This is a genomic window from Butyricimonas sp. BSD2780061689_150309_C8 (genome assembly GCF_015560935.1).
GTDB classification, from domain to species: Bacteria; Bacteroidota; Bacteroidia; order Bacteroidales; family Marinifilaceae; genus Butyricimonas; species Butyricimonas paravirosa.
On sequence record NZ_JADMSV010000036.1, the window covers coordinates 1 to 25,423 of the forward strand.

The window sequence follows — 25,423 nt, forward strand, 5'->3', positions numbered from 1 at the left end:
GGATTGCGGGACGAGCTGGATGCCGACCCGAACCAGCCGTTGTTTATCCTGGATGGTTTCGAGTCAACGTTGGCAGCCATTAATGATTTGGATATAAACCGGGTGGCGTCGATCACGATCTTGAAAGACGCCGCGTCGACGGCAATTTACGGTTCAAAAGCGGCAAACGGGGTGATCGTGGTGGAAACGGTGAAACCGGAAGCGGGGAAGTTACAGGTGAGCTATACCGGAAACATGAATCTCTCGATGCCCGATTTATCGAGTTATAACTTGATGAATTCAAGGGAAAAACTGGAATTTGAACGATTGGCGGGAAGGTACGACCCCACGACTTGGTCCACGACGAACGAGGTGGAATTGACCCGTTTGTATAACGAGAAATTGAAGGGAATCGAAAGCGGTGTAAACACGTACTGGTTGGCAGAACCTTTACGTGTGGGAGTGAACCAGAAACATTCACTCTACGTGCAGGGAGGTGAAGGGAATTTCCTGTTCGGTTTGGGAGCGGGGTATAACGGGATTTCCGGGGTGATGGAAAAGTCGGAGCGGGATGTGGTCAGTGGCAATATCGACTTGATTTACCGGATGTCGAAATTCCAGTTCTCTAACAAATTCTCGTTGACCTCAACTCATTTCAAGAACCCGATCGTGGCATTCAGTGCGTATGCTGCTGCGAATCCTTATTACAAAAAATATAATGACGAGGGAACGGTGGATAAATGGTTGGAATATAATGATTACTTCAAGGCTTCGAACCCGCTGTGGAACGCGAGCCAAAATAGTCGGGATAAGGGGAGTAATCTCTTGTTGAGCAATTATTTCATGGCGGAATATTTCCCCACGACTGAATGGCGGGTACGTGCCCGGTTGGGATTGACTTACGGGAATGATGACACGGAGAAGTTCTATTCCCGGAATGACTCCCGATATGAGAACGTGGAAACTACTAAAAAGGGAGAGTTTCATTCAAATAACGTCCGAACAAATCAGGTTGAGGCGGAGTTAAGTGTCACGTACGCAAAAGTACTGGGAAAACACCGGATTAACTTGGTTGCCGGGGGAAATATTTCCAGCAATAAATCACTTACACAGGGGTATTCTGCGGTAGGATTCCCGGACGGAGATTTTTCTTACCCCTCTTTTTCGAACGGTTACCCGGAATACGGGACTCCTGCATACTATGAGTCGGTTTCCCGTTCCGTGAACGGTTATTTCAATGCGGGGTATTCTTTTGACGATCGTTACTTGATGGATTTCAGTTTGCGGACGAGTGGTTCATCGGTTTTCGGTACTTCCCGGAGATACAATACGACGTGGTCGGTCGGGTTGGGCTGGAACTTGCACAAAGAGAAGTTCATCATGGATCACGTGGCATGGATTAATATATTGAAACTGCGGGCCTCTATCGGAAATCCGGGGAACCAGAGTTTCGACTCCGCGCAATCCTTGTTGACTTACTCGTTCCAGTTTGGCTCCATGAACTACTTCGGAATCGGGGCGGAATTGTCGCAGATCGGAAACCCCGATTTGGAATGGCAAATCACGGTGGATAAGAATATCGGTCTCGACGTGACGTTGTTTAATAAACGTTTTTCGTTGACGGCAGATTACTATTACAAGGTGACCGACCCGTTGTTGATTAAGGTAAGTACACCGCTTTCTTCCGGGACATCGACTTACATGACTAACGCGGGAGAACAGGTGTCACAGGGATTAACGGCGTCGGTATCCTATTATATTTTCCAGAATTTCGAGAAGCGTTTCTCGTGGATGGTGCGGGCGAACGTGCGAACTCAGAAAACCCGGATTGACAAGATTGGGAACAAGCTCTCCACGTTGAACGCCAGTGGAAAGGGAGAAAACACGGTGAGGTATTATGACGGGGCAGACCCGGATGACATTTGGGCGGTAAGGTCCGCGGGGATTGATCCCTCGAACGGGAAGGAATTGTTCTATGCCAAGGACGGGAGTTACACGTACGATTTCTCGTATGATGATGAGGTGATCTGCGGGAATACCCGTCCGGACGTGGAGGGTGTGATCGGTTCATCGTTGAACTGGAAAGGATTTTCCGTGAGCTTGAATTTCCGTTACCAGATGGGGGCTGACGTGTTTAACGAGGCTCTTTATAACAAGGTGGAAAATATTTCGAGAAATGATCTGAACAAGAACCAGGATAAGCGGGCGTTGTACGAGCGTTGGCAGGAAGTGGGGGATATCGTGCATTTCAAGGATATTGCCAGTGCGGAGACGACCTCGATGTCTTCCCGTTTCGTGCAGGAAGAGAACGTGTTGACCTTGGAATCCATTTACGTGGGATACGAGTTCTATGACGGATGGATCAAAAAAATAGGGTTAAGTAGTTTGAAGATTCAAGCATCCATGCGTGACGTGTTCCGGGCATCGACGATTCGGTCCGAGTGAGGAATTGCCTATCCTTTTGCCCGGAGTATGGAGGCAGGGCTTTCGTTTAATTTTTAAAGATGAATGGTTATGAAATTATGGAATATCATTTGGATCGGGGTTGTACTCGTTTGTGGTGTAGGATGTTCGGATTTTCTGGATGTTCAGCCCAAGGATAAACAGTCTGAGGAACAGTTGTTTTCGACGAGAGGAGGATTCTACACGGCGGTAAACGGGATATATAACAAGGTGGCATCCACGGCTCTTTACGGGAAAAATCTTTCTTACGAGTTGGTGGATGTGATCTCGAAACGGTACGCACCGTTACAATCAAACACGTACTTGACAGCGTTGTGTACCTTCGATTACACGGAGACTTCGGTGCAGACCGGGTTATCGAACACGTGGACTGCGGCTTACAACACGATTTTGAATTGTAATGTGGTGTTGGATAATCTTGAAAAGAGTGATGGCGTGTTGTTGCCTCCTGAATACCGGATGTTGAAAGGAGAAATGCTGGCTCTCCGTGCCTTTTTGCATTTTGATATGTTACGTTTGTTCGGTCCGGTTTACAAACTTCATCCGGAGATGGAGTCAATCCCTTACAACGAATCATCGAGAGTGTCAGCCTTACCTTTATTGACAGCCGATTCGGTGATGCATGAGAAAATTCTACGGGATTTGGATGTGGCCGAGAGTTTATTGGCGGATAGTGACCCGGTGATAGAAAACGGACCGATGGCGTCGCAGGAGGGGGATTTGGATGTTTACCTGCGCTATCGCCAGTTACGGATGAATTATTATGCCGTGTTGGCATTGAAAGCGAGGGGGTACCTGTATGCAGGTGAAAATACAAAAGCCTTGGCAGTAGCTCGTAAGTTATTGACGGATCCGAAGGTGGATGAACATTTCCCGGCCGTAGATCCCAATAAACTGCTGGCGAATCAGGATAATCCGGACCGGGTGTTCTCTACGGAAGTGCTGGCAGGAATCTATGTAAAAGATCGGGCCGATATTCATACTACTTATTTCAGTTCGGAACAGGCGGGAACGAATTACCTGCATCCCCGGAAGAATTACGTGAATGCGAACCTTTTTGCGGAAGAAACGCAGGATTATCGTTTCCAATCGTGGTGGCGCACGGCCTCTAACGAGAGCGAGGGCGGGTATGACTTTATCAAGTACGAGGAGATTGCTAAACCTACTCAAGCGGGAGAGTCCGAGTATTTCTATGCTGTTTTCATGTCATTGATTCGGTTGAGCGAGGTGTATTATATTGCGGCCGAGTGTGAACCCGTGCTGGCAGATAAATATGGTTGGTTGAATAAGATACGGGAACGCCGGGGTTTGAGCACCTTAACCGTGGTTTCGGATGAAGATTTCATGAAGCGTTTGCGTACAGAATATTTGCGGGAGTTCATGGGTGAAGGACAGATATTCTTCATGTACAAACGGTTGTATGCCCATCTCCTCAGCGATGAAAACGGGAATGATGCAAATGCTTATGAAGCCCGGGAAGAGCGTTACGTGTTACCGCTACCTTCCGGGGAAATCGCTAATCGTTAAATAGTAAGGTTATGAAATGGAAAATGATATTGTTTGTTTTAAGCTTGGATATTGCTTTTAGTGCTTGTGAAAAGAAAGATATTTCGGTATTCTCCACGGATGATACCGGGATCTATTTCCAAATGATAAAAGGGTATTACGGGACGAACACGGAAGTGTATATCGATTCACTGGACTTTTCTTTCGCTTCCGTTCAGGCTTCTATAAAAGACGTGATTCTTAACGCCACGGTTCGGACGATGGGGAAGGTGGCCGATCATGACCGTCCTTTCAAAGTGGTCGTGGATAAAGAGGGAACGACAGCCATAGAGGGAGTACATTACGAGATTGACGTGGACACGGTGGTGGTTCCCGCCGGGGAAAGCACGGCGGATGTCAACGTGCGTTTCTTCCGGACAGATGATTTAATGGAAAAATCGGTCCGTCTGGCTCTTCGCTTGGAAGATAACGAGTATTTCAAGTGTTATTTCCCGGAGTATAAGAACATGAATACCTACACGGCCACGGGAGTGCAGATTCACGGGGATTCATTCTCTTTCACGTTGAGTGAAATGTACACGATTCCTTGGTATTGGAGAGCTATTATTGAAACTGATTATTTCGGAGAGTGGACGCCTAAAAAGTTCGTGCTTATCAATACGGTTTGTGGTTTTACCATGTCAGATTGGAATAGTGCAGGAGGAACCGGGGCCAAAATAATATACGGGCGTTGTGGTTTTTTCGCAACGATGGTTCAAAAGTATTTGCAGGAACAGGCGGATGCCGGAACTCCGGTACTGGACTCGGATGGGAAATATATGCAGCTTCACCCGGATTACGCGGTGGATTATTCCCGGTATGAATAATATTAAAAAGTGATGTTATGAAAATAAATCGTATGATACTGTTTTTGTTTGGTGTTTCTCTTTGTGGCTGTTTTGACGATAAGGGAAACTATGATTACCGTGATATGGCGGATATAACGATAGAGAATGTCCCGGAGGTGATCGAGGTGTTGGGGAATTCCGATCGTATCATTGTGACCCCGAAAGTGATCTCTTCTTTGGATGGAGAGGTGAAGGAGGATAATGGCAATTTCGAGTTCTCGTATAAGATCGAGAAGAAATCCGGGGGAACGATGGTTGCCGGGCAGAAGTGGGTGGATTTGAATCCTTCGAAAACCTTAAATTTGGACACGCTGGCGGCTTTTGCGGCCGATACGTATGTCGGGTGGTTTGCCGTGACAGACAAGCGTTCGGGGGTACAGACGTCGACCACTTTTGATATTAAAGTGTCTTCCCCGACTTACGAGGGATGGATGGTGTTGTGTAACGAGGGTGAACAGGAACGGGTGCGTATGGATATGATTTCGGTGATCTCCGCGGAACGGGTTATTCCGGCTTACAATGTGTTGGCACCCTTGGGATTCCCGGAGGTGAAACACGCGAGAGGGATCGGTTTCTATCCAACCCGACTGGCGAATCCGGATGACGTGATCTACGTGATGTCGGAAGAGGGAACGTATAAATTGAACAAGGAAACGTTCAAAACAGATGAATCTTGGAATATGAATAACGTGGATTTCATTATTCCTCCGACTGATGAGCATGTCGTGTATTATAACACGGTGAATAGTAGTAATGCCTCGGCTGCATTGGCCTGTCTTTGCGTAACGGATGCCGGAAATGCCTACGCGCAGGTATTGAGTACCCCCGGGGCTGCTTTCGAGAAACCGATCAATACTTCCGCCCGGGGAGAAGCACCGACTTACCGGGTTGCCCCGTACATCGGGGTAAGCATGGCTCGTCCCGGAAATGGGAAAGCGGCTATTTTCTATGATGTGGATAACCAGCGTTTTATGGGATGGAAACAAGGATATGTAGACTTTTTGATGCAGGTATTGAATCCTATCCGGGATAAGGATGGGGCTTTGTTTACATTTAAAACGGGAATGGATTTGGTGTACATGGAGAGTACCCGTTATTCCAACGGATTGGTATACGCAATCTTACAGGATGCTGTGGGGAAACGTTGTATTTACGGTATCAACATGTCTGGTAACGGGTATGTTCCGGAATCGAAGTACGAGGATTTGAATGCTCCCGATTTTGATAAGGCGACGCTCTTTGCATTCCATTCTCAATTCCCTTATATGTTCTATGCAGTGGGAAATAAGATATATCTGCATAACTTGGGAACAAACACGACTTACCCGGTGAATAATATTGCTTTAGGGGAAAACGAGACGGTTACGATGCTGAAATTTAACCTGTACAGGCAATGTTCATTGAAAGATCTGAACAACCAGTCGGAGGAATTTATGGCCCGGCAGTATGAACTGATGGTAGGCTCTTATAATGCTGCGGCACCGGATAACAATGGTGGTAGATTGGGATTTTACCCGGTGGATGGGGTGAATAACAGCGTGACGAAAAGGATCGAGTATAGCGGTTTTGCGAAGATTCGGGATGTGGTGTATCGTGAACGACGGTAAGTAGTAGCAAATCAAAATGTAATTTATTTATAAATATTCCAGTTTTGTGGCGTAAAAACTGGAATATTTATTATCTTTACCTCTGTAAAACAGATGAGTAAATTTATGATTGTAACAAGAGAGGTTCGAAAACTTGTCGAAAATTTTCAGCCTGATTACGTTTTCACATATCAGGATCTTAATTTACCTGCAGAACGGAGTGAAAGTGTGATTAAAATGCTAAATCGTTTGGTGAGTGAGGGGGTTATTGTCAAAATCTCAAAAGGACGTTTTTATAAACCGAAAAGGAGTGTTTTTGGCATGTTGAAACCTAGACAAGAAGAGTTTGTAAAAGACTTACTTGTAAAAGATGGAGAAATTATAGGCTACCTGACGGGCTATTCCGTATTTAATCGTTTGGGATTGACCACGCAAGTGCCGAATATTATTCAAATCGGTACGAACACACGTAAGAACAAGAAACAAAGAGGGTTGTTTACAATTAGTTTTGTATTGCAAACTAATCCTATAACGAAAGAGAATATTCCGTTACTACAATTATTGGATGCTATTCGGTTTATTAAGGAAATTCCGGATGCAACGATCGACCAGTCGTGTAAACGTCTTGTGATGATTATCCGGGACCTGGATAAAAAAGAGATTAGTAAATTACTTGTACTTGCAGAGAAATACCCACCGATGGTTCGAGCTTTACTGGGTGCGATGGTTGAAAATATTCATGGTACACCCAATGTATCAGCGTTATGGAATACGTTAAATCCGCTGACCTCTTACAAAATAGGGATTAACGAGGACGTGTTACCCGAAATAAGGAAATGGAGGATTGAATGAGATTAGATCAGCAGCCGGAGTTGTTGGCCGATGCAATAAGAGCCGCATCGGAATATTATCATATAGCACCGGTTTATATTGAAAAGGATTATTGGATTAGTAAAATATTGCAACAACTTTCCCGTAGTGTTTATGCGGGAAACACGGTGTTTAAAGGTGGAACTTCATTATCCAAGGGGTATGGTCTGATAAATAGATTCTCGGAAGATGTCGATGTGGCAGTACTTACAGGTAAATTAAGCGGTAACCAAATAAAAACGCTTATTTCTAAGGTGTGTAAGGAAATGACACAAGGATTGCAGGAGCAAGATGTATTAGGACTGACAAGTAAAGGCTCACGCTACCGTAAAGCATTGTATCAGTACCCGCCATTGGTAAATGCTCCTCTATATACCTTTGTCGCAAATCGTGTCATTGTTGAAATTAATTCTTTTGCAAATCCTTACCCTTACGTGAAACGACAGATAAAGAGTTTTATCACGTCCTATTTGGAAGAAACTGAAATGCAATCTTTAATTGAAGAATATGACCTGTATCCATTCGAACTAAATATCTTGGATAAAAGGCGGACGTTATGCGAGAAAGTTGTTTCATTGTTACGCTTTTCTTTTATGGAGAATCCTGTGGAGGGATTGAGTAGTAAAATCCGTCATTTCTATGACATTTATTTCTTATTGAATGATGTGGAATGTATGGAATATGTAGAACGTGATTTTATAAACGATCTGCGAGAGTTGATAAAACATGATAAGGAGACATTTGACTTCCCTGAGAGATGGAAAAATTGTTTAATAAGTGAAGCTCCTTTATTAAATACGTTTGGAGAATTGTGGGAGGAGTTAAGCGGACTTTATGAAAGAGAGCTGAATGCATTGGCTTATAGCTTGATTCCTGAGTCAGACAAGGTGAGAAGGAGTATCAATAAATTTGTAAATGAATTAAGAGATAAATTGGTATAAATAGATAAAAAGAATAACTATCCCGGACTTATTTTTTATCGTGGTTTATTTGTCCTACATTTGCACCCGCTAATTGTATTTGGTGTGCAATATATTGTAAAACAGATCACGGGGAGCCGTGATTCTTAAAGTGCGAGAACGATAAATGAAAGAGTTGGATTTGACACAAGGCCGGGTGCCAAAGGTATTACTTCAGTTTGCAGTCCCGTTTTTAATTGCGAATGTTCTTCAAGCGTTATATGGTGGTGCGGATTTATTTGTCGTGGGACAATATGATGATGCGGCCAGCGTTGCCGCAGTTGCTATTGGTAGTCAGGTGATGCAGACCATCACGGGAATCATTCTTGGGCTCACGACGGGGACGACGGTGTTGATTGCTATTGCCACGGGAGCGAGGGACGATCGACAGGTGGCCTCAACAATCGGTTCATCTATTTGGTTGTTTGCCTTGTTGGGTATATCGCTTACATTGGTTATGACTCTGAGTCATGGAGCGATAGCTTCGCTAATGCATACACCCGTGGAAGCGATGCGTGACACGAAACATTACATTTTGATCTGTTCCATTGGAATTCCTTTCATCATGGGCTATAACGTCATTTGTGGTATTCTCCGCGGACTGGGCGATTCCAAAACACCTCTCTATTTCGTGGGATTAGCCTGCGTGATTAATATTGTGCTTGATTTCATCCTGGTCGGGTATTGCGGTATGCGGGCGGCGGGGGCTGCCATAGCGACCATCTCGTCACAAGGAATCAGTTTCGCCACGGCGTTATGGTTTCTCTACCGGAAAGGCTTTCGTTTCGAGTTCTCGAGACATGATATTCGCTTGGATCGTATTCTTTCGAAAAAGATCGTGACCTTGGGGGCTCCCATTGCTTTGCAAGATGCTTTGATTAATGTCTCCTTTCTCTTGATCACTGTAATCGTGAACCAGATGGGAGTGATTGCGTCGGCCTCTTTAGGCGTTGTTGAGAAAATCATTGTATTTGCCATGTTGCCCCCGATGGCCATATCCTCGGCGGTAGCTACGATGACGGCACAGAATTACGGGGCGAAATTAATCTCTCGTATGAATCGTTGTCTTTATTCGGGTATCGGGATGGCATTGGTCTTCGGGCTATCAGTTTGCATATACTCGCAATTCCTGCCGGAAACCTTGACGGGAATATTCACGAACGATCCGGCGGTTGTTGCCGTGGCGGCGGAATATTTGCGCGGTTATAGTATTGACTGTGTGCTGGTGAGTTTCGTGTTCTGTATCAATTCCTACTTCAGCGGACAAGGAAATTCCGTGTTCCCGATGATTCACAGCCTGATTGCCACCTTTTTGGTACGAATACCCCTTTCGTATCTGTTCAGTCTGATCGACCCGTCTTCTTTGTTTATCATGGGATTCGCCCCGCCCATCTCGACTTTCGTTTCCTTGCTGATTTGCATTTGGTATATGCGATACACCCGGAACAAAAATCGAATGGTAGTAAACGTGGTGACTTCGTGTTAATCAATCGGAAAACCATACGAGGCCGGGTTACGGGAACATACTATTGTTGTTTCCTGTAACTATAAATCGCCCAGCAATATAACCCGGTGGCAAATGCTCCCAGCGTGCAAAGTTGGGACATGATGTCACCGATGCTACTTCCTTTCAGGTAAACCATACGCATGATTTCCATGAAATAGCGTAGAGGATTGGCATAAGTGATGCATTGCGCCCACGTTGGCATACTACTGATGGGGGTGAATAAACCGCTCATCAAGATAAAAATCAGCATACAAAACCACATGACAAACATGGCTTGCTGCATGGTGGCCGAATGGTTAGAGATGATCAACCCCAATCCCGAAACAACGAGAATGAAAACCAGTGTTGCCAGATAGATGGTGAATAGGCTACCGACGGGAACAATTCCATATATAAGCCAGGCCAAACCGATACACAAGTTAAGCACGAGAAACCCGATCAGCCAATAGGGAATGAGTTTGGACAGCGTGAATGCGAAACGGCTGACGGGAGTCACGTTAATCTGCTCGATCGTGCCGACTTCCTTTTCTCCCACCACGTTCAAGGCGGGAAGGAAGCCGCAGAGCATGACTAACACCATGGTCATGAGTGCCGGAACCATGAATACTTTATAGTTCAGATGCGGGTTAAACTGGTATCTTACGGAAGTCGATACACTTTGAGGTGACAATATCTGAGAGAGGTAAGAACTCCCCAAACCGCCTTTTGTCCCGTTGACGGCATTGACTGCCACGAGCGTTGATGCCGGGCGTCCGTTGGCCTGTTCCTTCTCGAAACCCCTCGGAATCTCCAGGATAATGTCGGCCTCATCTTTTTCAATAGCAACCATACCCTCTTTATAGGTTACCGGGGTTTCGGTTAACTGGAAATAGCGTGATGCTTCGATTTGGTGAACCAGCCTTTGAGATGAGGGGCTGTGGTCGTTGTCTATAATAGCAATGCGCAGGTCTTCAATTTCCAGCGTGGCTGCCCAAGGCATGACGAGCATCATCATAACGGGAAACATCAGGATAAGACGGGGTAGAAAACTGTTGCGTTTTAATTGCTTGAACTCTTTTTCGATCAGGTAACGTAATATCATGATTATTCCTCCTTACTCTAAACGGTTTTTGAATGTGCGGGTCGTGATCCCGATGAGTACCACGGCCATGAAAAGTAGTATTGCGGTTTCCTTCCACACGTACATGAACGGAACTCCCTCGATCATGATTCTGCGGACGATGCTGACATACCAGCGTGCCGGGATGAAACATGAAATGCCCTGTAATATGCCGGGCATACTCTCGATCGGGAAGATTATCCCCGATAGAATAATCGTGGGGAGCATCAACACCATTCCGGAGGCCAGCATGGCAGCAACTTGTGTCTGCGTTACGTTGGAAATCAACAATCCGAGGGCGAGCGACACAAAGATGAATACGAGTGACACACCTACCAGAGCCGTGAGACTTCCCGCGATCGGGACATCCAGCACGAAGAATGACAGGAGTAGAATGGTTGTCAGGTTCAATATGGAAAGTACGAAATAAGGTACGGCTTTCGAGAGAATGACAAACAAGGAATTCATGGGGGAGACCAGTAGTATTTCCATCGTCCCGGTTTCCTTTTCCCGGACAATAGAGATGGAAGTCATCATGGCACAAATCAGCATGAGAATCAGTCCCATGACACCCGGTACGAAATTATAGGCACTTCGCATCTGCGGGTTGTAGAGCAATTTTGTGTGCATGACAATCGAGGGGTGTTGGATACCCGCTTGCCGGAGTTCTGCCGCGGCCGTGGCGATAATTCCGTTGGCATAACTACCGCGGGTGATTGCCAGATTGGGATCGGTGGCATCAGCTATAATTTGTATGCTTTCCGAATCGAATCGTTGCCTTTGCAGTTCCCGGGGGAAGGCAATCCCCAGCTCGATCTTTCCTTTGCGGAAGAGCTGGTTCAGTTCCTCGTTGGTATGAACCACGTATTTCACAGTGAAGTACTCGCTGGCATCCAGACGATCGATAATATGGCGGGTGTCCGAGTTTACGGACGACGTGAGAATGGCTGTCTGCACGTTCCTTACTTCCGTGGATATGGCGAATCCGAACAGGATGATCTGCACGATAGGCATCCCGATAAGGATCAGCATGGTGCGTCGGTCTCGTAGGATATGGTGGAATTCTTTTTTGACAAAAGCGATAAACTGTTTCATAAGCGGTACGATTAATCGGATGAACGGGTGGCATTACGAGCCAGTTGGTGGAATACTTCGTCCATGTTAGCGGCATGGAAACGGGCCTTTAGTCCTTCCGGGGAGTCCAGAGCCTTGATTTGCCCGTCGACCATCATGGAGATGCGGTCGCAATATTCGGCCTCGTCCATGTAGTGGGTGGTGACGAAAATGGTGATACCCCGGTCGGCTGCTTGATAAATCAATTGCCAGAATTGCCGTCGGGTAGCCGGATCGACACCCCCGGTCGGTTCGTCAAGAAATACCAGTTGCGGGTTGTGAAAGATGGACACGGAGAATGCCAGTCGCTGTTTCCAGCCCAGAGGGAGTTCCCGCACGAGAGTTTCCCGTTCATCGTGTAACCCGATGCGTTTCAGCATCTCTTCCGTCCGGGGAGCGATTTCCGATTCTGGTACCCCGTATATACCGGCAAATAACCGGACGTTTTCCCATACTTTCAGGTCTTCATAGAGCGAGAATTTCTGACTCATGTAACCGATGTGTTTCTTTATATCCTCGCTTTGAGTGCGTACATCGTAGCCCATCACTTCGGCTTTCCCGGAAGAGGGACGACTCAACCCGCAGAGAATCCGCATGGCGGTTGTCTTCCCGGCACCATTGGCTCCCAAGAAACCGAATATTTCCCCTCGTTTGACCTCGAACGAGATATGGTCAACGGCCGTAAAGTTCCCGAATGTCTTGACCAGTTGTTCGACTCGGATAACGGTTTGTACCTCTTGGTGAGATGTGTCATGTTCCAGTCCGGGAGGGCAAAGTATATCTTTGAATCTTTCCAGAATAACTACCGGGGTATCGATTCCCTGAATGTGGCCGTGTTGTAAAAAAACGATACGGTCACATTGCCGTGCTTCATCCATGAAAGGGGTGGAGACGACAATCGTGATTCCTCGTTCCTGCAAGCGATGGAGCATTTGCCAGAATTCTTTACGTGACACGGGATCGACTCCGGTGGTCGGTTCGTCAAGGAAAAGAACTTCCGGATTGTGAATTAAAGCGCAACATAAGGCGAGTTTTTGTTTCATCCCGCCCGACAAAGCCCCGGCCCGTCGGTCTTTAAAAGGGGCAATCTGATCGTAAATTTCTTTAATTTGGTCGTAGTGAGCCTCTACCGTGGTATTGAAAACCGTGGCAAAGAAATTCAAGTTTTCTTCTACCGTCAAGTCTTGATAGAGAGAGAATTTTCCGGGCATATAACCAATGCTCTGTCTGATCTGTTTATAGCCCGTGACGACATCATTGCCATTCACTCGAGCCTCTCCTTCATCCGCAACCAGCAAGGTCGTGAGAATACGAAAAAGCGTGGACTTTCCGGAACCGTCCGGGCCGATAAGCCCGAACAATTCCCCTCGCCCGACTTGAAAAGAGACATCATGCAGGGCTTGTACGTCACCGTATCGCTTTCCGAGGTGGCTCGTTTCGATAAGATATTCCATAATCAGAATTTTACTTCTCCGTACATACCTATTTTGATAGTTCCGTCATTGCGGACCGCTATTTTCACGGCGTAAACCTGGTTGGCCCGCTCGTCATCAGTCAGTATGGTCTTCGGGGTGAACTCCGCCTCGTCGGCGATCCAAGTCACCGTGCCGTTATATTCTTTTTTCTCCCCGTTACCGAAGTCTGCGAAGACTTTTACCGGGTCGTTCAACTTGACCGTGGCGAGTTGGGAAGAGGTGATGTATGCCCGTAGGTACATATTCTCGATGTCAGCGATTTTGAAAAGAGGTTTTCCGACGGAGGCCAATTCTCCGGGTTCCGCGTATTTGGCAAGAATCGTTCCGTTGATAGGGGCGAGAATGTGGCACTTTTGTAGTTGGTCTTCCACTTGGGCCACTTGTATTGCCACGGAAGAACTCTGTTCATTCAGACTGGCGGTACTGTTCTGCAAGGAGGAAACTTGTGCATCGAGTTGACGTTGCAGCACGGTTAACTGAGAGTCCCAGTCGTCCAGTTGCTTTTGATTAGCGGCATTGGCTTTCAGCAAATTTGCCACGCGGGCCCGTTCTCGTTTCGCTGTTGCGATTTGTTCCTGTATGGCAGCAATCTGTTTACGTATATCGGGACGTTGCTTGTCAACTGATTTCATGCTGGCTTGCAGTTGTAATTTCTTCAGGTAGAGTTGTACGGTATCGACTAGCCCGATTTCCGTTCCTTGGGATAACCGTGTTCCTTCTTCGGCGTTCAGGTAAAAAAGTTTACCACTGGCCTCGGAGGACACGATGATTTCCGTGGCCTCGAATGTCCCGGTAGCGTCATATTCTTTTTCTGAATTACAGGCGGGCAGAAGAGTTGAGATTACCGCCATGAGGATCATATTTAGAGTTTTCATATACTTGAGTGTTTGTAAATTTGTTCGTATTGTACTTTTTAATCTTCACACCGGGTTAATTGGTGAGATGTTTTTGTTGATACATGTCCATGAGTAACTGAATCTCGTGCAGGGCCTTGTTCTGCCGGGCCAGATTTTCATTCGTCAGTTCCCGTAGCATCTCGGTCACGGTCAACGTGCCGTTGGCTACTTTCGCCTCGGCAGACTTACGGATATTGGTGCGGAGGCGGATGATCTCGTTATCCGTTTTCATCTGTTTTTGCAGGGCGGTGATGACACCTTGTTGTTCTGCCAGTTGCAGATGGGTGTTGAACAAGAATAAATCCCGGTTACTTTGGATGCGTTGTCGTTCGGTCGTGAATTTGCGCTTGTCGTTTTTCAAGGTGTACAGGCTACCGAAATTCCAACTTAGTCGTGCGCCTACAATATAGTAGGGTTCAAACGAGTTCTTCAGCATATTTAACCCCGGATTACCGTAAGCGCCTTGTGCAAACAGGCCGAGCTGGGGACGATAGCCGGTTTTTAAGGCTTGCTCCTTCACGTTGATACTGTTTTCCTGGGCGGTATACAGGGATAGTTCCGGGCGGTTGATCATGTCAGAACTATTACCTTGTGGGACGATTGGTTTTACCAGTTGCGTGTCTGTTGCCAAATTTTCCCCGATGAGAAGGGCGAGCATACGTAGGTAGGCGGCCCGGTTGGATTCCAGGCTGACCCGTTGTTGTTGCGTGTTGAGAATTTCAACCTGCACGGCATCGACATCAGCATCGTTGGCGATACCGTTATCCCGGTAAGCCATAACGTTTTTCAAATTGCGTTGCAGTTCTTCATTTAATAGTGTGTTTTGTTCCAATTGTTCGTCTAGCAAAAGAATACCAAAGTAAACTTGATTCACCCGTTCATTTAATGCATACATATTCACGTCTAACTGGCTCTCGGCCTCTTGAGATGTGGCTTTTGTTTGTTGCTTTTGCGACCGGATATGCCCACCGTCCCAGAGGTTCTGTTTCACTTCCAGCATAATTTGGTACTGGTCTTTAGGCAAGCCCTTGATGGAAAGTTCGGGGATGTCGAAAGGGATTTGCGTGACATCACTTTGATAAGAGGCTTTCCCGCTGAGGCTGATCTGGGGAAGGTTACCCTTGGCGGCATTGGCAAGACTGTAACTTTCCGACAACTCGATCAGTTTGTACTGACGGGCAAGCGGGTAATGGTCTTGGGCCTTTTGCCGACATCCTTCGAGGGTAAGTTGCCCGGAGGCTTGTAGCACCAGGCTGGCAAACAGGATCAGAAAAAAGGTTCGTATCATATATTTATGTTTTTAATTATTTCTACGACAAAGGTACATGACGGATGAATATATTAAGGCTCCATTAGTAGTGGTGAATGTTCTATTTGTTCGAAAAATGCGATTTTTTGTTTGTATTTCGGGTAAAATATTATCTTTGTAGGAAATCGTCATGTCTTATGAAACAAAACGGATTATTGAATTTAGCCTTGAAACAGGTGCAGGCTTGGCCCATACAACCTTGTAACGATTATCGTTTCATTTCAGAGGAGTTTGTTATTGTCCGTTCCGTGGTTGGAATGAGGGATTTGAACAGTTCTCTGATCGTTTTCGGACAACCTTATCGATTGACGGAAGGGCGTATCGTGCATCTGCGTTCCGGGTATGTTCGGATTCGGGCCAATTTGCACGATCTGACCATAAAGGCTCATCAAATGGTGGTGGCGTCTCCTGGCACTGTGGCCGAGTTCGTGGAAATGTCTCCGGATTGTGAATTGTCGATGGTGGGAATTGCCAATAGTTTCATGGAAGGCTGGCAGAAAGAGGAGCAATTGATGGCTTATCTCCAAGGGCGGCTTTACTTGTGGCTGTCGTTGAACGAGGTGATTGAGCGACGTTTGGAGACTATTTTTTCTTTGCTGTGGGAAGTGGTACATGATGTTCCTTTTCCTAAAGGTACGGTGCAAAGTCTGATTTCAACCCTGTTTCATCAAATAGCCTATTTACAACAAAACGGTCATTCCGTCGGACATGCGAAATATACCCGCCAAGAAGAAGTGTTTAACCGATTTCTCAGCTTGGTGAATAAGTACGCGATCCGTGAGCGTAACGTGGCTTTCTACGCGGATCGTTTGTACCTGACTCCCCGTTATTTGAATACCTTGATCCGGCAGGTTAGTGATCACACGGTGATGGACTGGATCAACGAGGCGGTTATCCAGGAGGTTAAAATTCAGTTGCTCCATAGTGATAAATTGGTGTACCAGATTGCCGACGAGTTGAATTTTCCCAATCCCTCTTTTTTCAGTAAGTTTTTCCACCGCATGACCGGGAAAACGCCCAATGAATACCGGGCAGGAAAGTAATGTATAATAATTAAAATATGAATTGATGATGAGAGTAATATCCGTACGGGAAAACCCGGAATATAAAGAGGTCGCCATAAAATATTTCCCCAGCAAGTGGACGGAAGTAGCCCCGGAAATATACGAGGATTGTATCACTCATGCCGTGGGGAGTGAGGATGTTCTACCACAATGGTATCTGTTGGAAAAAGAGGGGGGTATCATGGGATGTGCCGGCTTGATCACGAATGATTTTATCAGCCGGATGGACCTGTATCCTTGGCTTTGTGCCTTGTATATCGAGGAGGCGTACCGGGGAAATGCTTATGCCGTGTTGTTGATTGAAAAAGCGAAAGAAGATACCCGTAAGGCGGGATTCAGCCGCATGTACCTTTCAACGGAACACGTGGGGTATTACGAGAAATACGGGTTCCGCTATATCGGGCAGGGATACCATCCGTGGGGCGAGAACTCCCGGATTTACGAGATCGAAGTTTGAATTTCTATTTATAATGTCACATCAATGAATGATACGAACGAAACGGGTCGACTGATTGAAAAATATCTTCCGGTGGATTACCATGACACATTTTCGGTACAAACCGACGTGAACGGGTTGTCTCCGGCGGAGATTATTACAAGAATATTCTCGTATAATCCTGCGTGGCTCAGGGCTTTGTACAAATTCCGGGCCTTTCTCGTGAAACCTTTCGGGATCGAAACGAGAGCTCCACAGGTAAAGAACCTGATCGTGGAAGAAAATGAACGGGAGGCGATCATGCGAATGGATGATAGTCATTTACTTTTTTACGTTTCGGTATTTATTTGCCCGGAAGAAGGAGGCAGGCAGACCACGGAAATCTCCACGTGGGTGAAATATCACAACCGGATAGGGAAAGTCTATTTTTTCTTTATCAAACCATTTCATCGGGTGATTGTCCCACGGGTCTCGAAACGGGTATTAATAAAAGAGTGATGTCCCTCTATTTTGGATCTTTTTACAAAATGTGCTAATGATAAATAATATGGTAGATATTAGAATTAAATCTTTGAAAGATACGAGTTTTGATGAGTTGTTCGAGGCGTTCCGGCAGGCTTTTGCCGAGTATGAGATGCAATTGAATCGTGCGGAGTTACAGGCCATGCTGAAACGACGAGGTTTTGATCCGGAACTTTCTTTTGCCGCATTTGATAGGGATAAGATCGTTTCGTTTACTTGTAATGGGATCGGGGATTTCAACGGGACTCGGACGGCATACGACACGGGAACCGGAACATTGAAAGATTACCGGGGAACCGGGTTGGCAACACGGGTGTTTGAGGTCTCCATTCCTTATTTGAAGGAGGCCGGAATTAAAGAATACTTGTTGGAAGTGTTGCAACATAATGCAGGGGCGGTTTCCGTTTATCGAAAGATCGGTTTCCAGGTGACGCGGGAATTTTATTATTTTAGGGCGGAGACCAGACAGGTTCGAAACAAGGTACACGTTGATATTCCTTACACGTTACAGGTTATTCGGATCGAGGATCACGTTTCGGTCTCTGATTTCTGGGATTTCAAGCCGTCTTGGCAGAATAGTTTGGAGGCGATAGGTAGGGCGGCTGATACTTTCGTTTGCTTGGGGGTTTTCATTGAAAACAGATTGGTTGGGTACGGGGTTTTCGAACCCGTGTCCGGGGATGTTACCCAGATTGCTGTTGACAAGGCGTATCGTCACAAAGGCATCGGTTCTTTGTTATTTCAAAAGATGCTTGAAATGAATAAATTAGGTTCCATAAAGATTCTAAATACTGACCTTACTTGTGATTCTATACCTGCTTTTCTGCGCTCGAAGAATATTGAACCGACAGGAAAACAATTCGAGATGATAAAAAAGTTGTAGGCACAGTAACCGTATCGTAGGTAGATAATTCTTAAGGTAATTCTTTATCAAGTTACTCGCTATGAATCCCTTTTTTATCGGATTGAAAGGGGGGGCCTAGGGTAAATCATGGAAATTGCTTGGTTGTTGGGCGACTATTAGGCGACAGTTAGGCGCTCTCGCCGCCTTGTCGCCGCCTTATCGCCCACTAATAGCCGCCATTTTAATAGAATATAAGTAAAAATAACGTTTACCGGGAAAAGGTGTATGGAGTCAACAAAAAGACAACTTGCAAACAAAAATGAAGAATCGGTTATTTGTAAGCCTATGGTATGGGTAGATGTTGTTTATATTTTTGCTGTATCGTTAAGGGATGAAATCAAAATATTGGTTGACATTCTGGTTGACAAATTGGTTTACCCGTAGTTTAAATATTGGGCTAAAAATGGCATTTTTGAGGGTAAAAGAAAAGAGAGCTACTTTTGTAACTCTCTCATTTTCAGTGGTGCCACCAGGAATCGAACCGGGGACACAAGGATTTTCAGTCCTTTGCTCTACCAACTGAGCTATGGCACCATCGTTATTGTTTAACGGGTGCAAAAGTAGGGAAAATTTTTGAAATCGCAAGCGTTTAGGGAGAAAAAGTGGAGGGAAATGTAAAAAAAATGATGAATATGAAATCGAATTGATGAAAACAGGCTGTGATTCAATATCTATGATAAGGGAATAAATCTGGTGTAAAATAAAGAAAAAATGCGTGATTAATTTTTGATTATTAAGAAATTACTTATATTTGTCGCATTAGAAGATAAATAGTTGTTTATCGTTGAAACCAAAGATATACCTCTACGTACCCTTCTATATGTATTATTAATTTTAATTATTTTTATTGTGAATATTTTTGTTGCAAAGTTAAGTTCCACGACCACAAGTGAGGACTTACAAGCTCTTTTCTCAGAGCATGGTTCTGTTTCTTCAGCCAAAGTTATTATGGACAAAGAAACTGGTAACTCTAAATGTTTTGGTTTTGTTGAGATGGAAGATGAAACGGAAGGTTTCAATGCGATCAATGCCTTAAACGAAACTGAATTCCAAGGAAGAAAAATCGTTGTGAAAAAGGCTAGACCCAGAGAAGAAGGTGGCGACGACAGAGGTCAAAGATTCCCAAGAGAAAGAAGATTTAATTCGAATCGTTAAGAATGAGAAAACAGAGAGTTTGAAAAAGCTCTCTGTTTTTTTGTATCATTTTCGGTACTTCGCTTTCAAATAAGCGTATAACACTTGGTGCATTAATTGTGCTTCCGTCAGTTCTTCGTCCGTGAGGTTGGGAGCGAGTTCTATGCCGTTGCAGACATCTGTCAATTGTTCATCCCGGTCGATACGGTCATCGAAATTCTGTTCTATCAAGAAAATATCGAACAATTGCATCCGTTCGATGGATTCCAAGGCTAGATTTCGGGCTTCCAACAGGTTGTTCTCCCGGTATTTTTTCAAGAAGACTTCGATTAGGCTATCCGTGAAATAGTCCGCGAAATAGTGCATCAGGATGATACGCTTTTTGAGGCACTCGTAGATGTGTGCCGGGGCTGACGAGATACACTCGCTGATGCCCAGATAAGCAAGTTCTGCCAGCTCGATGCTTTCCTCTTCTTCTTCATCCAGTTCAAGTAGGAGAATCTTGTATAACAAATCGGCGTATTCCTCCTGGCGGGTGATATCCCGGCTTTCATGGTAATAATGAAAACGATCGGGAATGACTTTCTTTAGTAACAGGCGGAGGGCCTTCCGGTCCCCGCTGGCACTGTGTAGTAAAGATTCGTCAAGTATGTTTTCCAGTTTGTTCATGGTGGTCTGTTATTTTTCTTCGGACGGGTTAAAGTTTATCCAGCCTTGGGCTTTCAGCTCGAATGAATTACCGTCCTTCGTGATTAAATTATAACCTTCGCTTTTGGCACAAGTATGTCCGATGATACTGATCTCTTCCATGGTAATCAGTTTATCGTAGGCATCCAGTGGCGTGGTGAACAAGAGTTCATAATCCTCTCCCCCGGAAAGAGCGCATACCGTGGCATTCATGTTAAGCTCCTCGGCCATTTTGAAAGTCTGGTAATCAATCGGAATCTTTTCCTCGTAGATGTTGCAACCGAGGCCGGAATCATGGCAGATGTGCAATACCTCGGATGAAAGCCCGTCGGAAACGTCCATCATGGCAGTCGGCTTAATGCCTTTTTCCTTGAGTAATTGGATGATATCCATTCTGGCTTCCGGTTTTAGCTGGCGTTCGAGGATATATTCATACCCCGAGAAGTCCGGTTGGGCATTGGGATTTTCCTTGAACACGACTTTTTCTCTCTCCAACAACTGAAGTCCCATGTAAGCGGCACCCAAATTCCCACTGACACAAATCAGGTCATTTTCCCGTGCGGTATTGCGATAAACAATATCTTCCTCGTCAGCCTCTCCGATCACCGTGATACTGATACACATTCCCGTTTGGGAAGAGGTCGTGTCACCGCCCACGAGATCAATCCCGTAGTGGTCGCAGGCAAGATAAATGCCCTCGTACAATTCATCGACCGCTTCCAAGGAGAAACGGTTGGAAACAGCAAGAGAAACTGTGATCTGCCGGGGAGTTCCGTTCATGGCGTATATGTCGCTGGCGTTTGTCGCTACAGCCTTGTACCCTAGATGTTTCAACGGGGCATAGGCCAGATCGAAATGTACTCCTTCGATCAGCATATCCGTGCTGACCAGTACTTTTTTGTCCTTGTAATCGAGTACGGCCGCATCGTCGCCGACTCCTTTCAATGAAGATTCGTTTTTTAATTTTATATCTTGTGTCAGGTGGCGGATCAAGCCGAATTCCCCTAACGTGGATAGTTTCGTCAATGGTTTGTTTTCACTCATGTTTCAGTTCTTATATATCGAAAACAAAAATACGCTAAATTGATGAATCGAGCAAATGATAATGTGGCTACGCCACGTTACAGGTTACAAGTTTGCAGGTTATAAGTTTATGATGAGGTATTTCGCAAGAGAGAATGAATCATAACGGGGATTTATCACGTAATAGATATTATCTACCTGATAGATGATTGATAGGTAATATTTTTTTGTACTTTTGCACAGATTGATAAATTGGAGATAATAGGGTATAAAAGTTATGGCTAAAGAACAAGACGATATATTGAATGAAGTAACTGAGGGCGAGTATAAATACGGTTTTGTTTCTGACGTGGAAACCGAGATGATCGGGAAGGGATTGAATGAATCGGTGATCCGCTTGATTTCACAAAAGAAAGAAGAGCCGGAATGGCTCTTGGAATTCCGTTTGAAGGCTTACCGTCACTGGCTTACGATGAAAATGCCCACGTGGGCGAAATTGGAGATTCCTCCGATTGATTATCAGGACATCGTGTACTACGCAGCCCCGAAACAGGAGGTAAAGAAATCGTGGGATGAGGTCGATCCCGAGTTGAAAGCGACGTTTGACAAATTGGGTATTCCTTTGGACGAACAAAAAGCGTTATCCGGGGTGGCAGTGGATGCCGTGATGGATAGTGTGTCCGTGAAGACCACGTTCAAGGAGACGCTGGCAGAGCGGGGAGTGATCTTTTGCTCGTTCTCCGAGGCCGTGAAGAATCACCCGGATTTAGTGAAACGTTATCTGGGTTCGGTTGTCCCCTATGCTGATAATTTCTTTGCTGCGTTAAATTCGGCCGTGTTTAGTGACGGATCGTTTGTTTACATCCCGAAAGGGGTTCGTTGCCCGATGGAGTTGTCCACTTATTTCCGGATCAACGCGGCAAATACTGGACAGTTTGAACGTACTTTGATCGTGGCAGAAGAGGAGAGTTTCGTGAGCTACTTGGAAGGATGTACTGCACCGCAACGGGACGAGAATCAGTTACATGCTGCCATCGTGGAGATCGTGGTGGAAAAGAATGCGGAAGTGAAATACAGTACCGTGCAAAATTGGTACCCCGGAGATAAAAACGGGAAAGGTGGTATCTATAATTTCGTGACCAAACGGGGCATCTGCAAAGGGGAAAATGCCAAATTGATCTGGGCACAGGTGGAGACCGGATCTGCGGTTACCTGGAAATATCCAAGTACGATATTGAAGGGAGACGGGTCTGTCAGCGAGTTTTACTCCGTGGCCGTGACTAATAATTACCAACAGGCAGACACGGGAACCAAGATGATCCATATCGGAAATAACACTCGTAGCCGGATCGTATCGAAAGGTATTTCAGCGGGATATAGTTCCAACTCTTACCGGGGCCGGGTGAAGGTGGTGAAAAATTGTAAGAATGCCCGGAATTTTTCACAATGCGATTCTTTGTTATTGGGAGATAAATGCGGGGCTCACACCTTCCCTTATTTGGAAGTGGCAAATCCTACGGCACAGGTGGAACACGAGGCTACAACCTCCAAGATTGGGGAAGACCAGATATTCTATTGTAACCAGCGAGGAATTTCAACAGAAGATGCCATTGGTTTGATCATCAAAGGATATGCCGGAGACGTGATCAATAAAATGCCGATGGAATTTGCTGTCGAGGCACAAAAACTGTTGCAAATCAGTTTGGCGGGAAGCGTGGGATAGGAAACTAAAAGCTAAAAACTAAAAGTTAAAAGCTAAGAGCTAAAAGTTTATAGATTTATCGATTTATGAATTATGATTTATGATTTTGGAATGGAGGCGGTTCGAGGGCTTGGAATCTGAAATCTAAATTTAAAATCTAAAATAAAATGGGTTTACTAAAGATAAAAAACTTACATGCTGCGATAGACGGAAAAGAAATATTGAAAGGGATTGATTTGGAGGTGAATGCCGGGGAGGTTCACGCGATTATGGGACCGAACGGGGCAGGGAAGAGTACTTTGTCGGCCGTGCTTACGGGACGGGAGTGTTTCGAGGTGACGGAAGGGGAAGTTTGGTTTAACGGGAAGAATCTGTTGGAACTTCCGGCAGAAGACCGGGCAAGGGAAGGGATATTCCTAAGTTTCCAGTACCCGGTAGAGATTCCGGGTGTGAGTACCGTTAATTTCTTGAAGACCGCGGTAAACGAGCAACGTAAGTATAAGGGATTACCTCCTTACCCGGCAAGCGAGTTTCTGAAAATGATCCGAGAGAAAATGGAGATGGTGAACATTGACAGTCGTTTGTTGAACCGTTCTCTGAATGAAGGTTTTTCCGGCGGGGAGAAGAAAAAGAACGAGATATTCCAGATGGCAGTGTTGGAACCGAAACTGGCTATTCTGGACGAAACGGATTCCGGTTTGGACATTGATGCGTTACGTATTGTTGCCAGCGGGGTGAACAAGCTGAAACGACCGGATAACTCTACTATCGTGATCACTCATTACCAGCGTTTGTTGGATTACATCGTGCCGGATGTTGTACACGTGTTGTATGACGGGCGCATCGTGAAGACGGCTGGAAAAGAGTTGGTCTTGGAGTTAGAGAAGTATGGTTATGATTGGATTAAACAGGAAGTTGAGTCCGGTAAGTAATGGAAGATGGAAAGATTAGAAAAGATAAATAATGATTTCGCGACTCTGTTTCGGGAGGGACAACGGTTACTGCAGGAAGGATGCGGTGACGTGATGAACCGACACCGGGAGGAGGCGTTTCAACGTTTCGAGGCCTTGGGAGGAATCCCCTATAAAACGGAGGATTATCTTTACGCGGATACCTTACCGGTGTTTGACCGGGATTATAAGGTGGTGCTGAAAAATATCAAGCAAGGCGTGGAACTGGGCGAGATATTCAAATGTCACGTGCCGAATTTGGACACCAATCTGATTTTGACGATCAACGGTTGGTTCGTGCAGGAGAATGTAGTACCAGAAATTCCCGAAGGCGTGGTGATTTGCAGCATGGCAGAGGCTAGCGTGAAGTATAAAGAGTTATTTGAAAAACATTATAATCAGTACACGAAACCGGCAGATGCGGATGGATTAGTGGCACTGAACACGGCATTTGCCCAAGACGGGGTATTCGTGTATGTTCCGGATCGGGTGGTGATGGAGCGTCCGTTACAGATTGTGAACCTGATGCGGGCGAATGCGGACTTGATGTCGTTCCAGAGGAACATGGTAATCTTGGGACGTGATGCTAAGGCGACGATTCTGGTTTGTGACCACACGCTTTCCGATGATAGCTTTTTATCGAATAATACCACGGAAGTGGTTGTCGGGGAGAATGCGGCTTTTGAATACTACCATGTTCAGAATCAACATATCGAGGCTTCCCAGATAAACAGCGTGTTCGTTTCCCAGAAACGCAATTCCCGGTATGATGCAAACGTGATTACCCTATATGGCGGGTTCATTCGCAACAATCTTTTTGCCGCTTTGACGGAAGAAGGATGCGAGAGTAATCTTTACGGGATGTATTTGTCGGATAAAAAACAACAGGTGGACAACTTCACCTTTATTGACCATATTGCACCTCATTGTACAAGTAATCAACATTTCAAAGGTGTGTTGGACGATGCGGCACTGGCTAATTTTGCCGGACGGATCGTCGTGCGTCCCGATGCTCAAAAAACGGAGGCCTATCAAGCAAACAATAATCTATTATTGACGGATACGGCTCAAGTGAACACGAAACCCCAGCTGGTGATTGATGCCGACGACGTGAAGTGTAGTCACGGGGCTACGGTCGGACAGATCGACGAGGAGGCAATGTTCTATCTTCGTTCCCGCGGGATCGGGGAGGCAGAGGCTCGAATGATGATGATGTTCGGTTTTGCGCATGAGATTGTCGGACGGGTGAAACTTGAGCCGCTCCGGGAAGAGATTGATAGTTTGGTGGATAAACGATTAAGAGGAGAATTAACCAAGTGTCACAATTGCGTGATGCATTGTAAGAAATAAAT

Annotated in this window: 23 protein-coding genes and 1 tRNA gene; 16 read left to right on the forward strand and 8 right to left on the reverse strand. The window is 45.6% G+C overall.

Annotated elements, in window-relative coordinates:
* The 7 genes from I2I33_RS18805 to I2I33_RS18835 all read left to right on the forward strand — a co-directional run.
* Nucleotides 1-2,424, forward strand: a 2,424-nt coding sequence (locus I2I33_RS18805) for a SusC/RagA family TonB-linked outer membrane protein (protein ID WP_195666872.1), incomplete at its 5' end; no start/stop codon positions are given.
* Nucleotides 2,425-2,493: 69 nt separating this feature from the next.
* Entirely contained in the window at nt 2,494-3,969 is a 1,476-nt protein-coding gene (locus I2I33_RS18810; RefSeq protein ID WP_162613822.1) for a RagB/SusD family nutrient uptake outer membrane protein, read from the forward strand.
* A gap of 11 nt (nt 3,970-3,980) precedes the next feature.
* Nucleotides 3,981-4,814, forward strand: coding sequence for a DUF4843 domain-containing protein (locus I2I33_RS18815; RefSeq protein WP_087421643.1), 834 nt, complete (start codon nt 3,981-3,983; stop codon nt 4,812-4,814).
* 17 nt (nt 4,815-4,831) lie between these two features.
* Entirely contained in the window at nt 4,832-6,442 is a 1,611-nt protein-coding gene (locus I2I33_RS18820; protein ID WP_087421644.1) for a PKD-like family lipoprotein, read from the forward strand.
* Nucleotides 6,443-6,547: 105 nt separating this feature from the next.
* On the forward strand, nt 6,548-7,273 hold the full coding sequence (locus I2I33_RS18825; RefSeq protein WP_087421889.1) for a DUF6088 family protein: 726 nt from the start codon (nt 6,548-6,550) through the stop codon (nt 7,271-7,273).
* A complete protein-coding gene (locus tag I2I33_RS18830) occupies nt 7,270-8,232 on the forward strand; it encodes a nucleotidyl transferase AbiEii/AbiGii toxin family protein (protein WP_087421645.1) in 963 nt (320 codons plus the stop codon). Before I2I33_RS18825 ends, I2I33_RS18830 begins: the two co-directional genes overlap by 4 nt.
* Before the next feature lie 145 nt (nt 8,233-8,377).
* On the forward strand, nt 8,378-9,736 hold the full coding sequence (locus I2I33_RS18835; protein WP_087421646.1) for an MATE family efflux transporter: 1,359 nt from the start codon (nt 8,378-8,380) through the stop codon (nt 9,734-9,736).
* A 40-nt stretch (nt 9,737-9,776) separates the two neighbouring features.
* Here the strand turns inward: I2I33_RS18835 and I2I33_RS18840 are convergent, their stop codons facing one another.
* The 5 genes from I2I33_RS18840 to I2I33_RS18860 are packed head-to-tail and all read right to left on the reverse strand — an operon-like array spanning nt 9,777 to nt 15,628.
* Nucleotides 9,777-10,835 (reverse strand): ABC transporter permease, encoded by a 1,059-nt coding sequence (locus I2I33_RS18840; RefSeq protein WP_162613837.1) that lies wholly within the window; start codon nt 10,833-10,835, stop codon nt 9,777-9,779.
* A 15-nt stretch (nt 10,836-10,850) separates the two neighbouring features.
* Nucleotides 10,851-11,951, reverse strand: a complete 1,101-nt coding sequence (locus I2I33_RS18845; protein WP_087421648.1) for an ABC transporter permease — start codon at nt 11,949-11,951, stop codon at nt 10,851-10,853.
* 11 nt (nt 11,952-11,962) lie between these two features.
* Complete coding sequence (locus I2I33_RS18850; RefSeq protein ID WP_087421649.1) at nt 11,963-13,423, reverse strand: ATP-binding cassette domain-containing protein; 1,461 nt, start codon at nt 13,421-13,423, stop codon at nt 11,963-11,965.
* 2 nt (nt 13,424-13,425) lie between these two features.
* Nucleotides 13,426-14,319, reverse strand: a complete 894-nt coding sequence (locus I2I33_RS18855) for an HlyD family secretion protein (RefSeq protein WP_087421650.1) — start codon at nt 14,317-14,319, stop codon at nt 13,426-13,428.
* 55 nt (nt 14,320-14,374) lie between these two features.
* The gene (locus I2I33_RS18860; RefSeq protein WP_087421651.1) at nt 14,375-15,628 is read right to left on the reverse strand and encodes a TolC family protein; all 1,254 of its coding nucleotides are present in this window, start codon (nt 15,626-15,628) and stop codon (nt 14,375-14,377) included.
* Nucleotides 15,629-15,786: 158 nt separating this feature from the next.
* On the opposite strand from I2I33_RS18860, the gene I2I33_RS18865 reads away from it, so the two are divergent.
* The 5 genes from I2I33_RS18865 (at nt 15,787) to I2I33_RS20385 (ending at nt 18,959) form a co-directional block, all read left to right on the forward strand.
* Complete coding sequence (locus I2I33_RS18865) at nt 15,787-16,692, forward strand: helix-turn-helix domain-containing protein (RefSeq protein WP_087421652.1); 906 nt, start codon at nt 15,787-15,789, stop codon at nt 16,690-16,692.
* Nucleotides 16,693-16,720: 28 nt separating this feature from the next.
* On the forward strand, nt 16,721-17,170 hold the full coding sequence (locus I2I33_RS18870; RefSeq protein ID WP_087421890.1) for a GNAT family N-acetyltransferase: 450 nt from the start codon (nt 16,721-16,723) through the stop codon (nt 17,168-17,170).
* Between the two features lie 24 nt (nt 17,171-17,194).
* On the forward strand, nt 17,195-17,647 hold the full coding sequence (locus I2I33_RS18875; protein ID WP_087421653.1) for a DUF2867 domain-containing protein: 453 nt from the start codon (nt 17,195-17,197) through the stop codon (nt 17,645-17,647).
* 49 nt (nt 17,648-17,696) lie between these two features.
* Nucleotides 17,697-18,554, forward strand: coding sequence for a GNAT family N-acetyltransferase (locus I2I33_RS18880; RefSeq protein WP_087421654.1), 858 nt, complete (start codon nt 17,697-17,699; stop codon nt 18,552-18,554).
* Nucleotides 18,555-18,800: 246 nt separating this feature from the next.
* Nucleotides 18,801-18,959, forward strand: coding sequence for a hypothetical protein (locus I2I33_RS20385; RefSeq protein WP_229128383.1), 159 nt, complete (start codon nt 18,801-18,803; stop codon nt 18,957-18,959).
* Nucleotides 18,960-19,036: 77 nt separating this feature from the next.
* Here I2I33_RS20385 and I2I33_RS18885 read toward each other — a convergent pair.
* Nucleotides 19,037-19,109: transfer RNA gene (locus I2I33_RS18885), tRNA-Phe, on the reverse strand.
* Nucleotides 19,110-19,424: 315 nt separating this feature from the next.
* Between I2I33_RS18885 and I2I33_RS18890 the strand changes: the two genes are divergently transcribed.
* The gene (locus I2I33_RS18890; protein ID WP_087421891.1) at nt 19,425-19,730 is read left to right on the forward strand and encodes an RNA recognition motif domain-containing protein; all 306 of its coding nucleotides are present in this window, start codon (nt 19,425-19,427) and stop codon (nt 19,728-19,730) included.
* Between the two features lie 45 nt (nt 19,731-19,775).
* Here I2I33_RS18890 and I2I33_RS18895 read toward each other — a convergent pair whose 3' ends face one another.
* Nucleotides 19,776-20,378, reverse strand: coding sequence for a hypothetical protein (locus I2I33_RS18895; RefSeq protein WP_087421655.1), 603 nt, complete (start codon nt 20,376-20,378; stop codon nt 19,776-19,778).
* A 9-nt stretch (nt 20,379-20,387) separates the two neighbouring features.
* Nucleotides 20,388-21,440 (reverse strand): thiamine-phosphate kinase, encoded by a 1,053-nt coding sequence (gene thiL / locus I2I33_RS18900; RefSeq protein ID WP_087421656.1) that lies wholly within the window; start codon nt 21,438-21,440, stop codon nt 20,388-20,390.
* 256 nt (nt 21,441-21,696) lie between these two features.
* Between thiL and sufB the strand changes: the two genes are divergently transcribed.
* From sufB to sufD, 3 genes are all read left to right on the forward strand, one after another.
* Complete coding sequence (sufB, locus tag I2I33_RS18905; protein ID WP_087421657.1) at nt 21,697-23,142, forward strand: Fe-S cluster assembly protein SufB; 1,446 nt, start codon at nt 21,697-21,699, stop codon at nt 23,140-23,142.
* A 146-nt stretch (nt 23,143-23,288) separates the two neighbouring features.
* Complete coding sequence (sufC, locus tag I2I33_RS18910) at nt 23,289-24,053, forward strand: Fe-S cluster assembly ATPase SufC (RefSeq protein ID WP_087421658.1); 765 nt, start codon at nt 23,289-23,291, stop codon at nt 24,051-24,053.
* 6 nt (nt 24,054-24,059) lie between these two features.
* Nucleotides 24,060-25,421 carry a Fe-S cluster assembly protein SufD gene (gene sufD / locus I2I33_RS18915; protein WP_087421659.1) on the forward strand — a complete coding sequence of 454 codons (1,362 nt, stop codon included), beginning with the start codon at nt 24,060-24,062 and terminating at the stop codon, nt 25,419-25,421.
* Nucleotides 25,422-25,423 lie beyond the last annotated feature (2 nt).